The 17,998-nt window shown below is 67.0% G+C and carries 12 protein-coding genes and 1 pseudogene; 7 read left to right on the forward strand and 6 right to left on the reverse strand.

The window, feature by feature from the left end:
• The first annotated feature begins 430 nt into the window (after positions 1-430).
• A pseudogene (locus LDO27_RS02075) lies at positions 431-1,815 on the forward strand (ISNCY family transposase).
• A gap of 210 nt (positions 1,816-2,025) precedes the next feature.
• Here LDO27_RS02075 and LDO27_RS02080 read toward each other — a convergent pair.
• The 3 genes from LDO27_RS02080 to LDO27_RS02090 all read right to left on the reverse strand — a co-directional run bounded on the left by LDO27_RS02080 (position 2,026) and on the right by LDO27_RS02090 (position 3,969).
• Complete coding sequence (locus LDO27_RS02080; RefSeq protein WP_224039303.1) at positions 2,026-2,448, reverse strand: YeeE/YedE family protein; 423 nt, start codon at positions 2,446-2,448, stop codon at positions 2,026-2,028.
• Positions 2,449-2,457: 9 nt separating this feature from the next.
• The gene (locus LDO27_RS02085; RefSeq protein ID WP_224040761.1) at positions 2,458-2,892 is read right to left on the reverse strand and encodes a YeeE/YedE family protein; all 435 of its coding nucleotides are present in this window, start codon (positions 2,890-2,892) and stop codon (positions 2,458-2,460) included.
• A gap of 108 nt (positions 2,893-3,000) precedes the next feature.
• Entirely contained in the window at positions 3,001-3,969 is a 969-nt protein-coding gene (locus LDO27_RS02090) for a 1-phosphofructokinase family hexose kinase (RefSeq protein ID WP_224039304.1), read from the reverse strand.
• 252 nt (positions 3,970-4,221) lie between these two features.
• Here LDO27_RS02090 and LDO27_RS02095 point away from each other — a divergent pair, with 252 nt between their 5' ends.
• A complete protein-coding gene (locus LDO27_RS02095; protein WP_224039305.1) occupies positions 4,222-4,677 on the forward strand; it encodes a universal stress protein in 456 nt (151 codons plus the stop codon).
• Positions 4,674-7,406, forward strand: coding sequence for a cation-translocating P-type ATPase (locus tag LDO27_RS02100; protein ID WP_224039306.1), 2,733 nt, complete (start codon positions 4,674-4,676; stop codon positions 7,404-7,406). Before LDO27_RS02095 ends, LDO27_RS02100 begins: the two co-directional genes overlap by 4 nt.
• 41 nt (positions 7,407-7,447) lie before the next feature.
• Here LDO27_RS02100 and LDO27_RS02105 read toward each other — a convergent pair whose 3' ends face one another.
• Together LDO27_RS02105 and LDO27_RS02110 are read right to left on the reverse strand one after the other, a co-directional pair.
• Positions 7,448-8,845: a phosphoribosyltransferase family protein gene (locus LDO27_RS02105; RefSeq protein ID WP_224039308.1), complete on the reverse strand. Its 1,398-nt coding sequence runs from the start codon at positions 8,843-8,845 to the stop codon at positions 7,448-7,450.
• A 94-nt stretch (positions 8,846-8,939) separates the two neighbouring features.
• Positions 8,940-9,395: a universal stress protein gene (locus LDO27_RS02110; protein WP_224039310.1), complete on the reverse strand. Its 456-nt coding sequence runs from the start codon at positions 9,393-9,395 to the stop codon at positions 8,940-8,942.
• Between the two features lie 307 nt (positions 9,396-9,702).
• Here LDO27_RS02110 and LDO27_RS02115 point away from each other — a divergent pair, with 307 nt between their 5' ends.
• Genes LDO27_RS02115 through LDO27_RS02125 form a run of 3 tightly spaced genes read left to right on the forward strand, consistent with a single transcriptional unit; the run spans position 9,703 to position 12,791 of the window.
• Positions 9,703-10,557, forward strand: a complete 855-nt coding sequence (locus LDO27_RS02115; RefSeq protein WP_224039312.1) for a universal stress protein — start codon at positions 9,703-9,705, stop codon at positions 10,555-10,557.
• 27 nt (positions 10,558-10,584) lie between these two features.
• Positions 10,585-11,424, forward strand: a complete 840-nt coding sequence (locus LDO27_RS02120; protein WP_224039314.1) for a universal stress protein — start codon at positions 10,585-10,587, stop codon at positions 11,422-11,424.
• A gap of 8 nt (positions 11,425-11,432) precedes the next feature.
• The gene (locus LDO27_RS02125) at positions 11,433-12,791 is read left to right on the forward strand and encodes an MBL fold metallo-hydrolase RNA specificity domain-containing protein (RefSeq protein WP_224039316.1); all 1,359 of its coding nucleotides are present in this window, start codon (positions 11,433-11,435) and stop codon (positions 12,789-12,791) included.
• Positions 12,792-12,805: 14 nt separating this feature from the next.
• Here LDO27_RS02125 and LDO27_RS02130 read toward each other — a convergent pair whose 3' ends face one another.
• A complete protein-coding gene (locus tag LDO27_RS02130) occupies positions 12,806-15,478 on the reverse strand; it encodes a bifunctional acetate--CoA ligase family protein/GNAT family N-acetyltransferase (protein ID WP_224039318.1) in 2,673 nt (890 codons plus the stop codon).
• A 130-nt stretch (positions 15,479-15,608) separates the two neighbouring features.
• On the opposite strand from LDO27_RS02130, the gene LDO27_RS02135 reads away from it, so the two are divergent.
• The gene (locus LDO27_RS02135; RefSeq protein WP_224039320.1) at positions 15,609-17,930 is read left to right on the forward strand and encodes a heavy metal translocating P-type ATPase; all 2,322 of its coding nucleotides are present in this window, start codon (positions 15,609-15,611) and stop codon (positions 17,928-17,930) included.
• The last annotated feature ends 68 nt before the right edge of the window (positions 17,931-17,998 follow it).

A 17,998-nucleotide genomic window follows, 5' to 3' on the forward strand; every position in this document is an offset into this window, starting at 1 on the left:
GAGTTCGGAGATCCCTCAGGGAAGAAGGAAACGGTGAGATGCTTAGCCCATCTTCTTGAGCGGCCATGTAAACTCCTGCGGCACGTATGCGTTGGACATCATCGCACGGGTCGAAGGCATTCGGCCGATAACAAAACTGTGGGCAGTAAGGGATGCAAATGAAAAAGTATGTTTGTTTTGGCGCGTATGAGCCGAAGAGCATTCGGACACGTATTTACGTCGCGATCAAACATAGTTTTGCGTCTTTCGACTGCATCCAAACGATATTGCGTTTCCAGGGGCACCCTGTACTTAACATAAGATTCATTATCGGCAGCAGTGATGTTGGCCATTTTTTCTAATGTCGTACTTGAGATCAATTCAAATGTCGTAGTGCTCTACCCGAATGATGCCAAGCTGGCCGCCTTGCCGCCAAGCCAGGAGCGCGATCATGGGACGAGCCGACACCATCACCATGAGCATGCGTGAGCTGGACCGGTGCAAGGTCATTCAGGCCGTTGTAGACGACGGCTTGATGGTCTGGCGTGCCGCGGAGAAGCTTGGCGTCTCCAGGCGCCACGTCGAGCGACTGGTGCTGCGATATCGACGGGACGGCCCGCAAGGCCTGGTCTCCCGCAAATGGGGTCAGCCTGGCCATCGGCAGTTGCCGCCGGGTCTGGAGTCGCGCGTGCGTGGGCTGATACGCGACAGCTATGCGGACTTCGGCCCGACGCTGGCTTGCGAGAAGCTGCGCGAGCGTCATGGTGTCGAGATGTCGCCTGCCTGTGTCCGCCGGATCATGATCGACGCCGGCTTCTGGGTGCCACGCAAGCTGCGCCCACCCAAAGTCCACCAGCCGCGGCACCGGCGCGCCTGCCTGGGCGAGCTGATCCAGATCGATGGCAGCGACCACCGCTGGTTCGAGGACCGAGGGCCGGTCAGCACGCTGCTCGTCTACGTCGACGATGCGACCGGGCAGCTGATGCAACTGCGGTTCGTGCCGACCGAGTCGACCTTCTCGTACTTTGCCGCGACGCGCTCGTATATCGAGCAGCACGGCAAGCCGGTGGCCTTCTACAGCGACAAGGCGGGCGTGTTCCGGTCAACGCGAAGGATGGGCCGGACGGGCGCGGTTATACGCAGTTTGGGCGGGCGCTGTTCGAGTTGAACATCGACATCCTGTGCGCCAATTCCAGCCAGGCCAAGGGGCGCGTGGAGCGAATGAATGGCACGCTGCAGGACCGGCTGGTCAAGGAGCTGCGGCTGCGCGGGATCGACACGCCGGCGGCAGCCAATGCCTATGCGCCGGCCTTCATCGCCGACTTTAACGCCCGCTTTGCCAAGGTGCCGCGCAGCGACTTCGATGCGCACCGGCCGGTGCGTGCGGACGAGGATCTGCGCCGGATTTTTACCTGGCGCGAATGGCGCAAGGTGTCGCAGAACCTGACCTTGCAGTACGACAAGGTCGTGTACCTGCTGCAGGACTGCGTGGCACACCGCAAGCTGATCCGCCGGACCATCGAGGTGGCCGAATACCCGGATGGGCGGATCGAGTTATGGGCCGATGGCGCTGCCCTGCCCTACAGCGTGTTCGATCCGCGCGAGACGATCCGGCAGGCGGACATCGTGGAGCACAAGCGGCTGGGGCACGTGCTGGAGATCGCGGCGCGGGTGCAGGCGTTGCGCGAGGATCGGCAGACGGCGGGGCCGTCCAGGACGCTCCATGGGGGGGCGGCAACTGCGATGAAGCCCACGCCGGGGGCCAAGCGCAAGCGGCAGATCAATCGGCTGGATCTGGACAGGGCCATCGCGGGGTCGGCCGCCCCACCCTGTTGAGACGGCATCAAGATCGGCCAGCTGGACTGCCTTACGTATCACGCCCACCGACAAAAAAAGCACGATCGGACTGACATTTGAATGTAGCCAGGGCGCAGACCTTTGAAAACCACCTAGACAAGTGATGTTGGAGCCAAGTTGTAATGTCACCTTGGGGCCAAATAGAACCGTCCTGTCGTAGCCCAAGGACGCTCACGTTTTCAACGGTGCTCAGGCGCGCGTCCGGCTTCGTTCCGCCACTTCGAACACCCCCATCCCGGCCAGCATGGCGAGGACGAACACAATCGCTTTGTGCTCGCCCATGCCGAGTGCCACGAGCGCCGGCCCCGGGCAGAAGCCGGCAATGCCCCAGCCGATACCGAACAGCAGACTGCCACCAACTAGGCGCCGGTCCAGTTGGGTAGCCGTTGGCAAGTGGATCTGCCACCCGAGCAGCGACACGGTGCGCCGGCGTGCCACGGCGAACGCGACGGCACCCACCAGAATGGCGCCCCCCATCACGAAGGCCAGCGACGGGTCCCAGGGGCCTGCCAGGTCGAGAAAGGCCAGCACCTTGGCCGGATTGGCCATGCCGGAAACGATCAGGCCGATGCCGAAGACGAGGCCGGCCAGCAGTGCGAAGAAGGCGGACATGTTCCCTCCCTAAAGGCCGATCATATGGCGCACGACAAAGACAGTGACAAAGCCGGAAGCCATGAACGCCGCCGTGGCGACCAGCGAACGGGGCGACAACCGGGAGACACCGCATACCCCGTGTCCGCTCGTGCATCCGGAGCCATACCGAGTACCTGTCCCCACGAGCAGGCCTGCAAGTACCAGTTCCACGTAACCGGCATCGATCTGCGGACGCGGCAGCGCCGTGGCGAGCGCGTAGACCAATGGCGCGCCCAGCAGTCCCGCGATAAAGGCCAGACGCCACGACACGTCGCCACGCGCTGGCCGGAGCAGTCCTCCCAGCACGCCGCTGATGCCGGCGATGCGGCCATTCAACAGGATCAACATCCCGGCGGCGATGCCGATGAGCATTCCGCCGGCAAGCGACGCCCATGGGGTAAATGCAGTCCAGTCAATGCTCATGCCCATGTTGACTCTCCTATTCCTTGGGGTAGTACAGGCGGTGCGGGTCGAGGCCCCGCCTTCCCTTGGCCCTGCAAATTCGCTCTGCAATCCGGCTTCGGATCTGCGTCAGGGCGTGCTGTCGCGCGCCAGCCATGCTGCGGCGGGGCGCTGTGTTGGCGATTCACATAGCCGTTCCACTTCCTTTCGTTCACACAGCGCGTTTCCGACGCTGCTGACGGTGGCGGCAGCTGCTGCCATTGCAACATTGAGCGCCTCTGCCATGGGTTCGCCTTGACTGATGGCCAGGACGAAGCCGGCAAGGAAGCTGTCGCGCGCGCCGACGGCACTCCGGACCTTGACCTGCACCGCAGGCGCACGCAGCACCTGATTCGAAGTGACGACGATCGCGCCGCGCTCGCCCAGCGTCAGGGCCACGATTTCGACGGCACCTCGCTTGACGATGGCTCTGGCCGCATCGATGCACTCCGGCTCCGTGCTCAGCTCCCGTCCAGCCAATTCGCTCAACTCGTTCAAGCTGGGCTTGACCAGCCATGCACCGAGGATCAATGCCGCAGCCAGCGCGCTGCCTGACGTATCCAGGACGATGCGCGCCCGCGCCGTGCCGGCCGCCCTTGCAATCCTTGCCCAAGTGTCAGCAGGCGCCCCGGCGGGAAGACTGCCGCTGAGGACCAGATAATGGCAAGTCGCGGCGGCAGTTCGAATTCTGCCCTCGCACGCCGCGATTTCCTCGGGCGACACCTCGGGTCCAGGCAGTACGAAGCGGAACTCTCGTCCGCTGGAAGCTTCCCGCACCGTGAAATTCTCGCGGGTCTCGCCGCGGATCTCAATCGGCATGGAGGGCACCGCCTCTTCGGCCAACATGGACGTAAGCCGGTTCCCGGTTGCTCCGCCGGCCAGATACACCGCGATACAGTCGCCTCCTAATCTGCGAATGACGCGCGCGACATTGACGCCACCTCCGCCCGGATATCGGACGGGAGAACTGCATCGCAGCTTCCTGGTGGGTTCCACGGTACCGACCGCCGCAAACACGTCCACTGCGGGGTTCAGCGTCACAGTCACGATGTCCGTCATGTCGCCTCCTCGGCCTTTCCCCGTCAGCGCGGTTCGCGGCAGACCGGCCGACCACACTGGACACGAGAACGCCGGTCGTCATGGCAGGCAGCGGCCGATGCAGCCGATCCCGCGCCTGCGTGCCCCGCAGCGGGCACCCGCGCGAGCCATCACCGTTGGCTTGATCCCGGTCAACATCATGCCCGCCGCCTGCTCTAAGCTGGCAATGATGTCATGCGGGGAGCTTCCCGTACGGTAACAAGGAACTCAGCCATGTACCGAAAGATACTTCTCGCGGTCGACGGCAGCGCCTGCGCGGACCTTGCCACGCAAGAGGCTATCGCCGTGGCCAAGGCTTGCGGCGCGGACGTGGAAGCCCTGCATGTCGCCGACAATGTCGACTCCTACTTCGATACCGGCAGTGATGAGGCGGCGCGGCTATCGAAAGCCATCGTGGCCTATGGCAAGCAAACACTGGAAGAGGCCGCCCGGCGGCTGGCCGATGCCGGCGTACCTCACCAGGTCCGCCTCATCGAGCGCGCGGTGTTGCCGGCCAGCATCGCCGACACCATCGTCTCCGAGGCGGATTCGTGCGGGGCCGACCTGGTCGTGCTCGGCACGCATGGCCGCCGTGGCGTGCGGCGGCTGGTGACTGGCAGCGTCGCGGAAGGGGTGTTGCGACAGGCGCGTAAGCCCGTGCTGCTGGTGCGCAGCGAGGCGGAGGAATGACAGCCGGGGTGGACGACGCGGATGACATGCACCGCCCCCGCCCAAAAACGGGCGCCACCGAACGTGGACTGACCGCAGCCCAGGCCGCTGCGCTGCTCGCCAGGATCGGGCCCAATGCGCTGCCGCAAGTGCCCCCGCCTTCCCTGGCGGCGGTCTTCCTGCGCCAGTTCCGCAGTCCGCTCATCTATATCCTGCTGGTCGCGGCGCTGGTATCGCTGGCATTGAGCGACGCGAAGGACGCCATTTTTATCGGTGCCGTGCTGCTGCTCAATGGCATCGTTGGCACCGCCCAGGAGTATTCGGCGGGCAAGGCCGCCGCCGCGCTGCGCCGCCTCGAGCAGCCGGACGCCTTGGTGATACGCGATGACCGGCAACGCCTCATCGCCGCGCGCGATCTGGTGCCGGGCGACCTCGTGCTGATCGAGGCCGGCGGCAGAGTGCCAGCAGATATCAGGCTGGTCGAGGCGGGAGACCTGCAATGCGACGAATCGCTGCTCACAGGCGCATCGCTGCCCGTCAACAAGTTCGCAACGGATGCGGAGGACAGGTGTGCCGAAGCGCATGGCTGCCTGGCTTATGCGGGGACGGTGGTAACGCGCGGGCGCGGCCAGGGTGTCGTCGTGGCCACCGGCGCCGCCACGGAAATCGGCCGCATCGCCAAGGACATCGGCAAGGGGTCGATCTCTCAGCCTCCCCTCATGATCCGGTTGGCGCGGTTCTCCCGCGCCATCGCTCTCTCCGTGGGGGTGGCGTTGGTACTTCTGGTCGCGGTAGGACTCTGGCGCGGGATGGACTTGCGCGACCTGTTCATGATGTCGGTCGGGTTGGCCGTCAGCGCGATCCCGGAGGGACTGCCCGTGGCAATCTCCGTTGCCCTGGCCATCGGCATGCGGCGTATGTCCCGCGCCAACGTCATCGTCCGGAAGATGTCGGCGGTGGAGTCGCTCGGCTCGTGCACGATGATTGCGACGGACAAGACCGGCACGCTCACCATGAACGCGCTGATGGTGACCGACATTTGCCTGCCCGACGGAACGGCGTTGCGTTGCCAGGTGGGACACGATCCCGAAGACGCCACGGTGCTCGGCGACGGCGTCGATGTCGACGAGGCGCGGCAGCGCATGGCCTCACTGGTCCTGGCGGCCACCCTGCCCAACGAAGCCGAACTGGTCAAGGACGGTGCCGTCTGGAAGGGTATCGGCGACACCGTCGATGTGGCACTGCTGACGATGGCGATCAACAGCGGGGCCCTGCCTGAGGACCTGCGCGAACGTCATCCTCTTGCTGCCCGGATTCCGTACGAGCCCGATTTGCGCTATGCGGCGTCCTTCCACGAATCCGGGCAGGTCTCACCGGAAGGGGCAATCCGCATTTTCGTCAAGGGTGCGCCGGAGACGCTGATCGCCATGTCGGATCGGATGGAAATGGGTGGTGGCGCGGTGCCGATCCGGCATGGCGAACTGCTTGCCCAGAAGGACAGGCTGGCCGCGCAGGGCCTTCGGGTGTTGGCCTTTGCCCAAGGCGAAATGGCCCCCGTGTCGGAAGCCGGCTATGGGCACGGCCATCTGATCAACCTCACCTTCCTGGGCCTCGTCGGCATGAAGGATCCCGTGAGGCCCGAGGTGCCGGCCGCGATACGCGCTTGCCACGATGCCGGCATTCAGGTCGCGATGGTGACCGGGGACGACCCCGCGACGGCAAGCGCCATCGCGGCCGAGGCGGGATTGGTGTTCTCATCGGACCAGGTGGTGACAGGCGACGCCGTCGCTCGCGCCGAGGAGAAAGGCGACACGGCCCTGGACCGGCTGACCGATCGGGCCCGCATCTATGCGCGCGTCAATCCCTCCCAGAAGCTCGCGATCGTGCTCTCGCTCGCACGCACCGGCCACTTTGTCGCGGTCACTGGCGACGGCGTCAATGACGCCCCCGCGCTCAAGCACGCGCATGTCGGCGTTGCAATGGGTAGAAAAGGAACTGAAGTGGCCAAGGAGAGCGCGGATATCGTCATTACGGACGAAAACTTCGCGTCTATCGTCCACGGCATCCGCGAAGGGCGCGTGGCGTACGCGAACATTCGCAAGGTCATTTTCATGCTGGTGTCGACTGGCGCGGCCGAAGTCGTGCTGTTCCTGCTGGCCATGCCGCTAGGCCTGCCGATGCCGCTGTTGCCGGTCCAGTTGCTGTGGCTCAATCTCGTCACCAACGGCATTCAGGACGTGGCGCTCGCCGCGGAGCGCGGGGAAGGCGACGAGTTGAGCCTTCCACCGCGCAAGCCTGCCGAGCCAATCTTCGACCGCGTGATGCTACGACGCATCCTGCACTCGACGATGGTAATGGGGGTCGGCGGCTGCGCCGTCTTCTACTGGCTGCTCCGCCACGGCTACACCGAGGAAGCGGCGCGCAACCTCCTGCTGCTGCTGTTCGTGCTGTTCGAGAACTTCCAGACCTTCAACAGCCGCTCCGAGCGCCACTCGATCTTTCGGCAGGGGTTCCTCGCCAATCCGCTGCTGGTGCTGACGGTACTTGGAGCGCAGGTTCTACACATAGCGGCACTCTACATCCCTGGCCTGAGTGCGACACTGCAACTGGCGCCGGTCTCGCTCGCCGAATGGTCCGTGCTACTGCTGCTGGCCGCCACCTTGTTCGCCGTGATGGAACTGGAGAAGCGTTGGGATGGGCGGATGGTGCCTGGGCGCGCAACTGCCCGTGGCGGTACGGCGGCGGGATAAGGCGGCTCGTGCGTGCTCCGGGCGAAGTGCCCATGCCGTGATCAGGTTCGCGACAATTCCGCGCAAGACATGCGAGACGGGATGGTCGCCCGCGTCGAGCACGGGAGCGGCGACAGATGCCGCCCCAGCCATTCGGTCAACACCGCAGCGACGCGCTGGAGCTCGGGCCGCTCGCTGAATGCCGACCGTTCCGCCTCGAGCACACGGTATTCCGCCTGGCCACCCAGTTCGTGCAGCGCCTGCTCATTCCGGCTCGCGAAGGGATCGCCCTCGGGAACTATCAACAAGGTCGGCATCCGGACTTGCCGCAAGTACTCCACGCCGGCCCGGTCAGGACGGCCCGCGATACTCACTACGGTGCAAAGCCCGCTCGCATCGACCGCGGCCTGGCGAAGCGCTGCTGCCGCCGCCATACCAGTGCCAATGCAGCCGAGCGGCAAATCCGCGTAGGGAGTGTGCGAATGGACAAACGTCACCACATCGCTCAGCCGCTGTGCGAGGCGCCGCACCTGACAGGCTTCGTCCCTCGGCTCCTTTTCTTCGTCAGGCGTCATCAGATCGACAAGAAGCGTCGCGATGCCCACCGCACGGAGCTTGCGGGCAATGTACTGACCTCGCGCGGTGAGCGCCGCCCCGCCCCCGGCATGAGCCATCAGTGCGATGCCGATGGGGGCCCTGGGCGCTTCCAGCGCGCCGCGCAGGTTGGCGGTGTCGCCACACGGAATTCGCAGGACCACGCTGCTCGCGGGCACGCTCGGGAGGGCAACCGTTGCCGTCGGACCGGGCGGCGAGGCCATGAGCATCGCTCTGACCGCGTCGTCGGCGGGCAGCGGGAGATGCTGATAACGATCCCCCAGGCAATGCAGACGCTCCGCGACATCAAGGCAGATCACATCGTCGGCCAGCGGCCGCACGAAGTCGAGCGCCGCCTTGCTCGCGACCGGTACGGCACAGAGCAGTTGCGCCGGCTGCCGCCGACGCACCGCCGCCAGCGCTGCGCCCATCGCAACGCCCTGCAGCAGGCCGTCGTCCACCACGATGACGACCCTCCCCCGCGGGTCGGCGGGGTTGCTGCCGGCGGCGAGAACGGCCCGCTGCCTGCGCAGCAGGTCCAACTGCGCGTCGCGGTCATGCCGCATCGCGGGGGGCATGTCCCAGGGCGACAACGGGGCCAGCGCGTGCCGACCGATATAGGTATTGCCGCGATCATCGATCACGCCTACGCCGCCGCAGCACATCGCCTGCGGGGTCAACTGCTTGACCGGCGCGAAATCAAGTTCTCCGTCCAGGTAATCGGCAACCACGCGACCGATCGTTACTCCCGCAGGGGTGATCGCGCGGATCAGGGGATGGCGTCCGCGATAGGCCATGAGCGCCGCTGCGAGGTCTACCGCCGCATATTCGCGGTTGGGAAACCGGGTAGTGGTGTTGGCAATCATATGAACTCGCAACGGCACGCAGGAGCGCAGCCGGATCCCGGCAGCCTGCGCGGGCTTGATTGAGTCGGTGTGCCTGCAGACAGCCCGTGTCCGACTATTCGTCGATTTCGCTGCGGACCAGCAGCACGGGCTTGCGGGACAGCCGCAGCACGCCCTCTGCCACGCTGCCCATCACCATGCGCCGTATGCCCCGGCGTCCGTGCGTGCCAAGGACGATCAAATCGGCATTGCCGGCATCGGCTTCGCTGACGATGGTGGCCGCGATCCGCCCCGGCGCCACTGGCTTCTCGATCAGCCGGGTGGCGTGCCGCACCCCATCGGCGGACAGTCGCCTGGCCGCGGACGCCAGCGCATCCTGGCCAAACCTGACGATGGCTTGGCGCAACTCCACTGGATCGAAATACCCCACATCGAACATGACGTCGCTATCGTCAGCAACGAAAACGACCATCACGTCGCTGTCCATGGCTTTGGCCAGGGTGCTCGCTTCGATGAGCGCCAGATCGGAGGACAGGCTGCCATCGACGGCAAGCAGAATTTTTCTGTACATGGTGGCGTCTCCTGGGTCGTGCGCCGGCTACGTTGTCGAACCGAAGGGTCCGATGAGATTGCGACATGCGGCGATGCCAGCAGCGTAGTCCATCGAGCCTTCGACGCTTTGACCCACATCAAGGTGTGTGTGTGGGCTTCCGACAGCGGCTGTGCGCGGCGACTCGCGCGGAAGAACGCAGTGTGGACCTTGATCCAGCGCAAGGGAGAAGGCGTCCACGCTTGCGCCATGCCGCGTCTTCTCCCTACAGTGAAGTCAACCGCCAGCAGACTTTTGGGCAAACCGCCTCGAGCAACAGGGAGCCGTCATGCCGTACCGCACCATCATGCTGCTTCTGGACGCCCGCCGGGAGGCATACCACCGACTCGCGATCGCGGCCCAGTTGGCCGTGCGGCACGATGCCCTGCTCATCGGCATGCTGGCGCAGCCCCCGCTTCCGCCTGCGCGCGATGGCACGAGCCACGACGCCTCTGAACAGGCTCGCAGAGACCGGGAGGAAGATGCCGAGGTGATGCGGCATGCCTTCAATGGCGAGACAGAGCATCTTCCCATCGCCACGCAATGGCACAGGTGCGCGGGCGACCCGCTCGCTATCGCCGAGGGCGAGGCGCGCCTTGCCGATCTGCTGGTAGTGGGCCAGCAGGATCAGGGCGATGCGCAGATGGCCGTGCCGAAGGGATTCGTGGAGGCGATGATCATGGGCAGCGGCAGGCCCGTGCTGGTCATTCCGGCGCACGGCTGGTTCGCCACGGTGGGCACTCGTGTGCTGGTGGCCTGGAACGGCAGTCGCGAAGCCGCACGCGCCCTTCATGATGCACTGCCCCTTCTGCAGCAAGCCAAGTCGGTAATGCTGGTGTCCTGCGCGGAATCCAGGCCAGACGCAGCCGTCGTCGCGCATCGCACGGATGGCCGCCCAACGTCGATGGCACGGTATCCGCAGGAGTGGCTCCAGCGCCAGGGTATCAGGGCCGGCACGATACCGCTGGCCTACCTGGACGGCGGCGATGTCGGCGAGCGCCTGCTGTCGCTCGCTGCGGACGAAAACATGGATCTCATCGTCGCCGGGGCCTACGGTCACAGCCGCGTTCGGGAGCAGGTGCTTGGTGGAGTGACCCGGACGCTATTGCGCTCCATGACCGTACCCGTGCTCTTTTCCCATTGACCGGTTTGCCCCAAGGAGGAGGTATCCATGGACTTCAGCACCATACTGGTCGATCTCGAAAGCGACCGCGGATATGCGGCGCGGGTCGACGTGGCAGCCGACATCGCCAGGCGTTTCGCCGGGCATGTGGTAGGGCTCACTACGTTGGGCGTGAGCCTGGAGCCCTTCCGCGGCGCTGGCGACGAAGCGGGCAAGTACGCGGAATTGGCGCGTCGCAAGATGGAGGCGCGGCGCGCCGCCGCGCAGCAGGCCTTCGATACGGCCATGGCCGCGGCCGGTCAGGCAATCGGTTACACGCATCTCGTGATGGAAGAGGAAAGCGGGTGGGCGCTGGCGCACGAGGCACGCGCGGCCGATATCGTGGTCCTTGGCCAGCCCGACGGCGATCAAGGCATGCCGGCTCTGATGGCCGAATCGGCAGAGTACGTGCTGCTCGAAGCGGGAAGGCCCATCCTGCTGGTACCGCACGACGTCCACCGTCTCGCTCTTGGGAGCGTGGCCATGGCATGGGATGGCAGCCGGGAGGCGGCCCGCGCGATGGCCGACGCCATGCCGCTGCTGCGTCAAGCGGAGCAGGTCACCATCATGACGGTTCACAAGCGCGGAGCCGCTTACGATGAAATCGCCGAAGACGCCCTGCCCGCAGTGCAGCGCTATCTCGAGCGCCACGGCGTTATCGCTGGCGTCCGGCTGGAGGAGACGGCCGGCGAAATCGCGCCGGCCTTGCTGGATGCCGCGCACGCTGTGCACGCCGATCTGCTCGTCTGCGGCGGCTACGGCCATTCGCGGGTGCGGCAGCTGGTGATGGGCGGCACCACCCGCACGTTGATGCGCAGTGCTCCCATCCTGTTGCTGATGTCGCACTGATCGCTGCCATGGACGTCCAGTTCCTCGGAGCCACCGACACCGTCACCGGCTCGAAATACGTGCTCGATACCGGCCGCTCCAGGGTGATGGTCGACTGCGGGCTGTTCCAGGGCTACAAGCGTCTGCGGTTGCGCAACTGGGAGCCGTTGCCGGTCGACCCGGCATCGCTGGACGCCGTGGTCCTCACGCACGCCCATATCGATCACAGCGGGTACCTGCCGCTGCTGGTGCGCAACGGCTTCCGCGGGCGGGTCTATTGCACGATGGGTACGGCGCAGCTTTGCGGCATCCTGCTGCCCGACTGCGCGCATCTGGCGGAGGAGGATGCGGCGTACGCAGGACGAAAGGGATTTTCGCGACATCGGCCCCCGCTGCCCCTTTACAACACCGCCGATGCCGCCCGGGCGCTGCGCCGCATAGCGCCGGTGCACTTCGGCGAACGCACGGCAGTGGCGGCCGACGTCGAGGCCGAGTTCCACCGGGCAGGCCATATCGTCGGTTCGGCTATCGTGACGCTGCACGTGCACGGCGAGCGCATCGTCTTCTCAGGCGATCTCGGGCGCCAGAACGACCTGCTGATGCGGGCTCCGGAGCCTGTCCGGCAGGCCGACGTCCTGCTCGTGGAATCGACATATGGCAACCGGCGCCATCCTGCGATCGATCCGATCGACGCACTGGGGGAGGTCGTGGCGAGAACCGTCGGCCGTGGCGGCACCCTGGTGATTCCCGCGTTTGCGGTGGGGCGCACTCAGGTGCTGCTGTACTGCCTGCACCAGCTGCGGGAACAGGGCCGGTTGCCGCCGGTGCCGGTGTACCTGAACAGTCCGATGGCGCTGGACGCCACCGAGGTGCTTGCCCTGCATCCGGACGAACTTCGCATCGACCGCGCGACTTGCGCGGCCGCCTGCAGCCTGCCGGTGATCGTGCGGAGCATGGAGGAATCCATCGCCCTGAACCGCGACCGCTCGCCCAAGATCATTCTCGCCGGGAGCGGCATGGCCGCTGGCGGTCGGGTGGTCCATCACATCGAGACGTATGGACCCGATCCGCGCAGCACCATCCTGCTATCCGGCTTTCAGGCCGCCGGCACGCGAGGCGCTGCGCTCGCCGGCGGACAGCGGCAACTGCGCATGCACGGGCAAGAGGTGCACATCCGCGCTGACGTCGCGCAGATCGACAATCTCTCCGCGCATGCGGATGCCGATCAGCTGATGGCATGGCTGGCCGGCTTCGCCCGCCCGCCACGGCGGACATTTGTCGTGCACGGCGAACCGGACGCCAGCGATGCGCTGCGCCAGCGCATCGAGCGGGAGCTGGGCTGGGCCGTGACGATGCCGGAGTACCGGCAGGTCTATCGGGTTGCTTGACACCGGTCGCGCGGTCAGAGCGAGCGATGAAGCCTGACCTCCTCACCCGGCGCCTGCCGGTCCACGGCGAAGCCGCATGCCGAGGCCAGCTGGATCATCGCGACGTTGTCGGGCAGCGTCGCTCCCACCAGGTCCCTGGTGCCCTGCGCGCGGCAGTACGCGATGACCTTGTCCAGCAGCAGATGGCCCAGCCCCCTGCCCTTGCAGTCCGACCGGACGGACACGGCGAATTCCGCGCGGATATTGTCCGGATCCGTCACCGCTCGCGCCTCGCCAAGCATCTCCCAGGTACCGGCATGGTCCAGGGCCACTGCCACGAAACCCATTTCGCGGGCATAGTCGATCTGCGTCATGCGAGCAAGCTGCCCATGAGACGGCTGGCGGAAGACACAGAAATAGCGAAGATGAATGTCCTCGGGCGCCTGGGCCGCGAAGAAGGCCAGATAGCGCCCCTCGTCGTCCGGCCGGACCGGCCGCAGCAGCAACGTGCGACCGTTCCACATCACCGTTTCCTCCAGCTCCTTCGGATATGGCCGGATGGCCAGGCGCGCGGCCCCGGGCGCCGTGGCCGGCCGCACAGCGATACGCGCGTCGAGCGCCACTACCCCATGCTCGTCCGCAATGAGCGGGTTGATGTCGAGTTCGACGATCTCGGCAAGATCGATGACCAGTTGAGAGACCCGGATCAACACGTCGTGCAGCGCGCCATGGTCGATGGCCGGCCGATGGCGGTAGCCGGTCAGCAGCCTGGAGATACGCGTGCGCCCGACCAGGTCGCGCGCAAGGACGTCGTCGAGCGGCGGCAGCGCGATCGCTCGATCGGCAATACGCTCCACCGCCGTGCCACCCTGGCCGAACAGCAGCACCGGTCCGAACACCGGATCGGTCGCGACCCCGATGATCAGTTCGAATGCGCCGGCGCGCGCGGCCATGCGTTGCACCGTGAACCCCGTAAGGCGCGCCCGCGGCGATTCGCGCTTGACACGGGCCTGCATCTGCTGCGCCGCGATGCGCACCTGTTCGGCGGAGGCGAGGTCCATCGCCACGCCGCCCACGTCCGATTTGTGCGTGATATCCGGCGACAGTATCTTGAGCGCTACCGGAAAGCCGAGGACGCTCGCCTCGACGGCTGCCGCATCCGCATCCGCCGCGACATGGGTCTGCACGACAGGGATGCCGTAGGCAGCGAGTACCTCCTTGGCCTGCGCCTCGCCGAGCATGGCGTGTCCCGCGGCCAGAGCCTCCCGGACGACCGCCAGGGCGCGAGCGCGGTCCGGCGCGATGCCGTCGGGCACCGACGGCGGAGTCTGCGTCAGCAACGCCTGGTTGCGCCGATACTCCGCCGCTTGCAGGAACCCGCGCACCGCCTGCTCTGGCGTGTCGTAGGTCGGGATGCCGGCCTCGCGGCACCGCTGGCGTGCCGAAGCGACGGCGTCGCCGCCGAGCCAGGCGGTAAAGAGTGGGCGGGCACTGCCGCTCGCCGCTTGCGCGACCGCATCTGCGATATCGCCGCTGGGCACGATTGCCGTGGGAGCGTGGATCAGCAACACGGCATCCGCCTCGGGCGCCGCCTCCAGTACCCTCAATGTGTGCAGATAGCGTTCGGTGGGCGCGTCGCCAACGATATCGGCCGGATTGCCGTGCGACCACGTGGCGGGCAAGCCGGCATCGAGCTGCCGCAGGGTCGCTGCCGAGAAGGCCGCCAGCTCCCCGCCGCCCAGGATCAACGCATCGGTTGCCATCACGCCGGCGCCGCCGCCATTCGTCATGATGGCCAGGCGCTCGCCTTGCAGCGGGCGCGCCCGCGCCAGCGTCTCGACGGCGTCGAACAGTTCGCCGGTCGTGCCGACACGCAGCATGCCGGCGCGCCGGATCGCCGCATCGTAGACATCGTCGGCGCCCGCAAGCGCCCCGGTGTGGGAAGCCGCCGCCTTGGCGCCTTCCGCCACCCGACCGGACTTGACGATCAGGACCGGCTTGTTTCGCGCCGCGGCGCGCGCGGCGGACATGAACTTGCGGCCGTTGGCGATGGCTTCCAGGTACAGCAGGATGGCGTGCGTCCCGGCATCCCCGGCCAGGTAGTCGATCACGTCGGCGGCATCGACATCGGCGCTGTCGCCCAGCGAGACGAAATGCGAGAAGCCGATCTGCCGCGAACGGGCCCAGTCGAGCACTGCCGTGGCCAGCGCGCCGGATTGCGAGACGAACGCCAGCGAGCCGGGCAGCGCGGCGGCGTTCGCGAAGCTCGCGTTCAGGCCCATGCCCGGCACGAGCAGACCTACGCAGTTGGGCCCCAGGATACGCAGCAGATAGGGCCGCGATGCCTGCAACATGGCTTGCTGTATTGTCCTGCCGCGCCGGTCCGCTACGCGGCCAAGGCCGGCCGTCAGCACGATGGCGGCACGCGTGCCGCGATCGCCCAGCTCGGCGATCAATCCGGGCACAGTGTCGGGCGGGGTACAGATGATCGCCAGATCCGGCGTTTGCGGCAGCGCCGCGACGCTGGCATGGCAAGGCAGATCGCCCAGCTCGCGGTACTTCGGGTTCACCGCATACAGGGGCCCCGCAAAGCCGGCCGCCAGAAGGTTGGCTAGAACTGTGGCGCCCACGCTATGTGGCTTGGCCGATGCGCCTATCAGTGCCACGCTCGCAGGGGCAAACAAGTGATCGAGGTTGCGGATGCTCATGGATGCGCCCATAAATTAGCTGTCGCCAACGATACCCGCAATCGCGCCCTGCCGGCTTGCGATGCATCAACGCTGCGGCTATCGCCGTTTCGCGTCGTCCCGATACCGCATGCCTGACCGGAGCCCTGCCATGCCGCTGCGGTTTCGCCAGTCCGAACTTGGTCTGTTACCGGTCGCCGCCACGACGCTGGTGGCGGGCCTGCTGCTGTTCGCGGGTGGCGAAGCGCTCGCCGCCCGGCTGGCATGGGGCATGGGCGCGGTGGCAGTCCTTGCCGGCCTGGCGCTCTCAATCGTGCAATCGCTGCGCCATCGAAAGGCGGGCGTCGATGTGCTGGCGCTGCTCGCCATGGCACTGGCGCTTGGGCTGGGCCAGTACCTCGCCGCCGCGGTCCTGGCCTTGATGATCGAGAGTGGCAGGGCGATCGAGAGCTATGCGCGCGGGCGGTCAGAGCGCGAGATGTCCGCGCTGCTTGCCCGCGCGCCGCAGTTTGCCAACCGGTTCGAAGACGGCCAGTGGCGCACGGTGTCGCTGGCTGCCGTGGCCCCCGGGGACCGCCTGCTGGTCCGGCATGGCGAAGCTGTGCCCGTCGATGGCACGCTGCTTGCCGCCGCGATGCTCGATGAGGCCGCGTTGACCGGCGAGTCGTTGCCTCGTCGTCGGCTTGCCGGAGACACGGTACGAAGCGGGGTGCTCAACGCCACCGCTCCGTTCGAGATGGTAGCCGCCACCACCGCGGCGGACAGCAGCTTTGCCGGCATCGCGCGGCTCGTGCGGGAGGCGCGCGCCGAGCGTCCGCCTTCGGCACGGCTGGCAGACCGCTATGCCTTGTGGCTCGTACCGCTGACATTGATCATCGCCGGCGTGGCCTGGTTCGCCACCGGCGATCTTTCGCGGGCGCTGGCGGTGCTGGTCGTCGCCACGCCCTGCCCGCTCATCCTTGCCGTGCCGGTGGCGATCATGGCGGGCGTGTCGCGCTGCGCCCGGCGAGGCGTGTTGGTCAAAGGCGGAGGCGCGCTCGAGCGACTGGCGCAGGCGAGCATCCTGTTCTTCGACAAGACCGGCACACTGACCGGCGGCAATGTCCGTCTTGGCTCGATAGCATGCGCGCCCGGATGGACGCCCGCAGCGCTGCTGCAAATCTCGGCGTCGCTGGCACAGGCATCCGGCCATGTCGTCGCCGAGGCCATCACCACGGCGGCGCGCGAGCGCGGCTTGCCGATGGAGCTGCCGGCGGACGTCACGGAGACGGCCGGGGCCGGCATCGCTGGCCGCGTCGGCGCCCGCGCCGTATTGCTGGGGTCCCCTGCCTTCGCCGGTGGGCACGAGGACGTGCCGCAATGGTGTCGGGCCATGCAGCAGCGGGCGGCCTATGAGGGTGCCTCGGTCTCGCTGGTGACGGTGGACTGCGCGGTCGTCGGCGCGCTGCAGTTCGTCGACAGGATACGCACCGACACGCCCCGCGCGCTGCGGTTGCTGCGCCACGCCGGCATGCGCAGGGTCGCCATGCTCACCGGCGACCGGCGCGACGTTGCCGAGACCGTCGGGGCGATGCTCGGCGTTGCCGAAGTGCACGCCGACCTTTCCGCCGCCGACAAGCTCGCCGCCATCGAAGCCGCCCGCAGGGAAGGGGTGGTCCTGATGGTGGGCGACGGCGTCAACGACGCGCCGGCGTTGGCGGCCGCGGACGTGGGCGTCGCCATGGGGGCCCGTGGCGCCGCTGCGTCGGCGGAAGCGGCGGATGTGGTGCTGCTGGTGGACCGGCTGGACAGGCTGGTCGAGGGCGTGCGCATTGCGCGCCGGTCCCGCCGGCTGGCGACGCAGAGCGCCATGACCGGCATGGGCCTGTCGTTCGTGGCGATGGCAGCCGCCGCGCTCGGCTATCTGCCGCCCCTGGCGGGCGCGGCGCTGCAAGAAGCAATCGATCTCGTGGTGATCGCCAATGCGCTGCGCGCGTTGCGCGGCGAGCGCGCTTTACCGTCCCTGCGCCTGTCCACGGCCGACGCCGAGCGGCTGACCCGCGAGCACGCCGCGCTGGCGCCATTGATGGAGCGGATTCGCGCCCTGGCGGACGGCTTGCCGACGATGCCCGCGGACGTAGCGGGCGCCGAACTGCGCCTGCTGTGCGCGTCCCTCACCGCGACGCTGCTACCCCACGAGCAGCACGACGACATGGCGCTCTATCCGCAACTCGCGCGCCTGATCGGTGGCGACGACCCCATGGCCGCCATGAGCGCGATGCATCGCGAGATCTTCCGGGTCGTCCGCCTGCTGCAGCGCATGGCGGACGACTTGCCGCGCGATGGCCCGGACGAGCAGCGCATCAGGGAATACCAGCGCCTGTTGTATGGGCTGGACGCGGTCCTGCGCCTGCATTGCGCGCAGGAGGAAGAACTATTCCACGCGCTGCGCGATGACGGGCCCGTGGACCGCCGCGCCATGGCGAGCGCGTAGGCCGGCGCATGGTGGCGAGTGGCGCTGTAGCGCCATGGGACTGCCCGTCCCGCCCTTGTGACGCGGCG

The organism is Cupriavidus respiraculi (genome assembly GCF_914271545.1).
GTDB lineage: Bacteria > Pseudomonadota > Gammaproteobacteria > Burkholderiales > Burkholderiaceae > Cupriavidus > Cupriavidus respiraculi.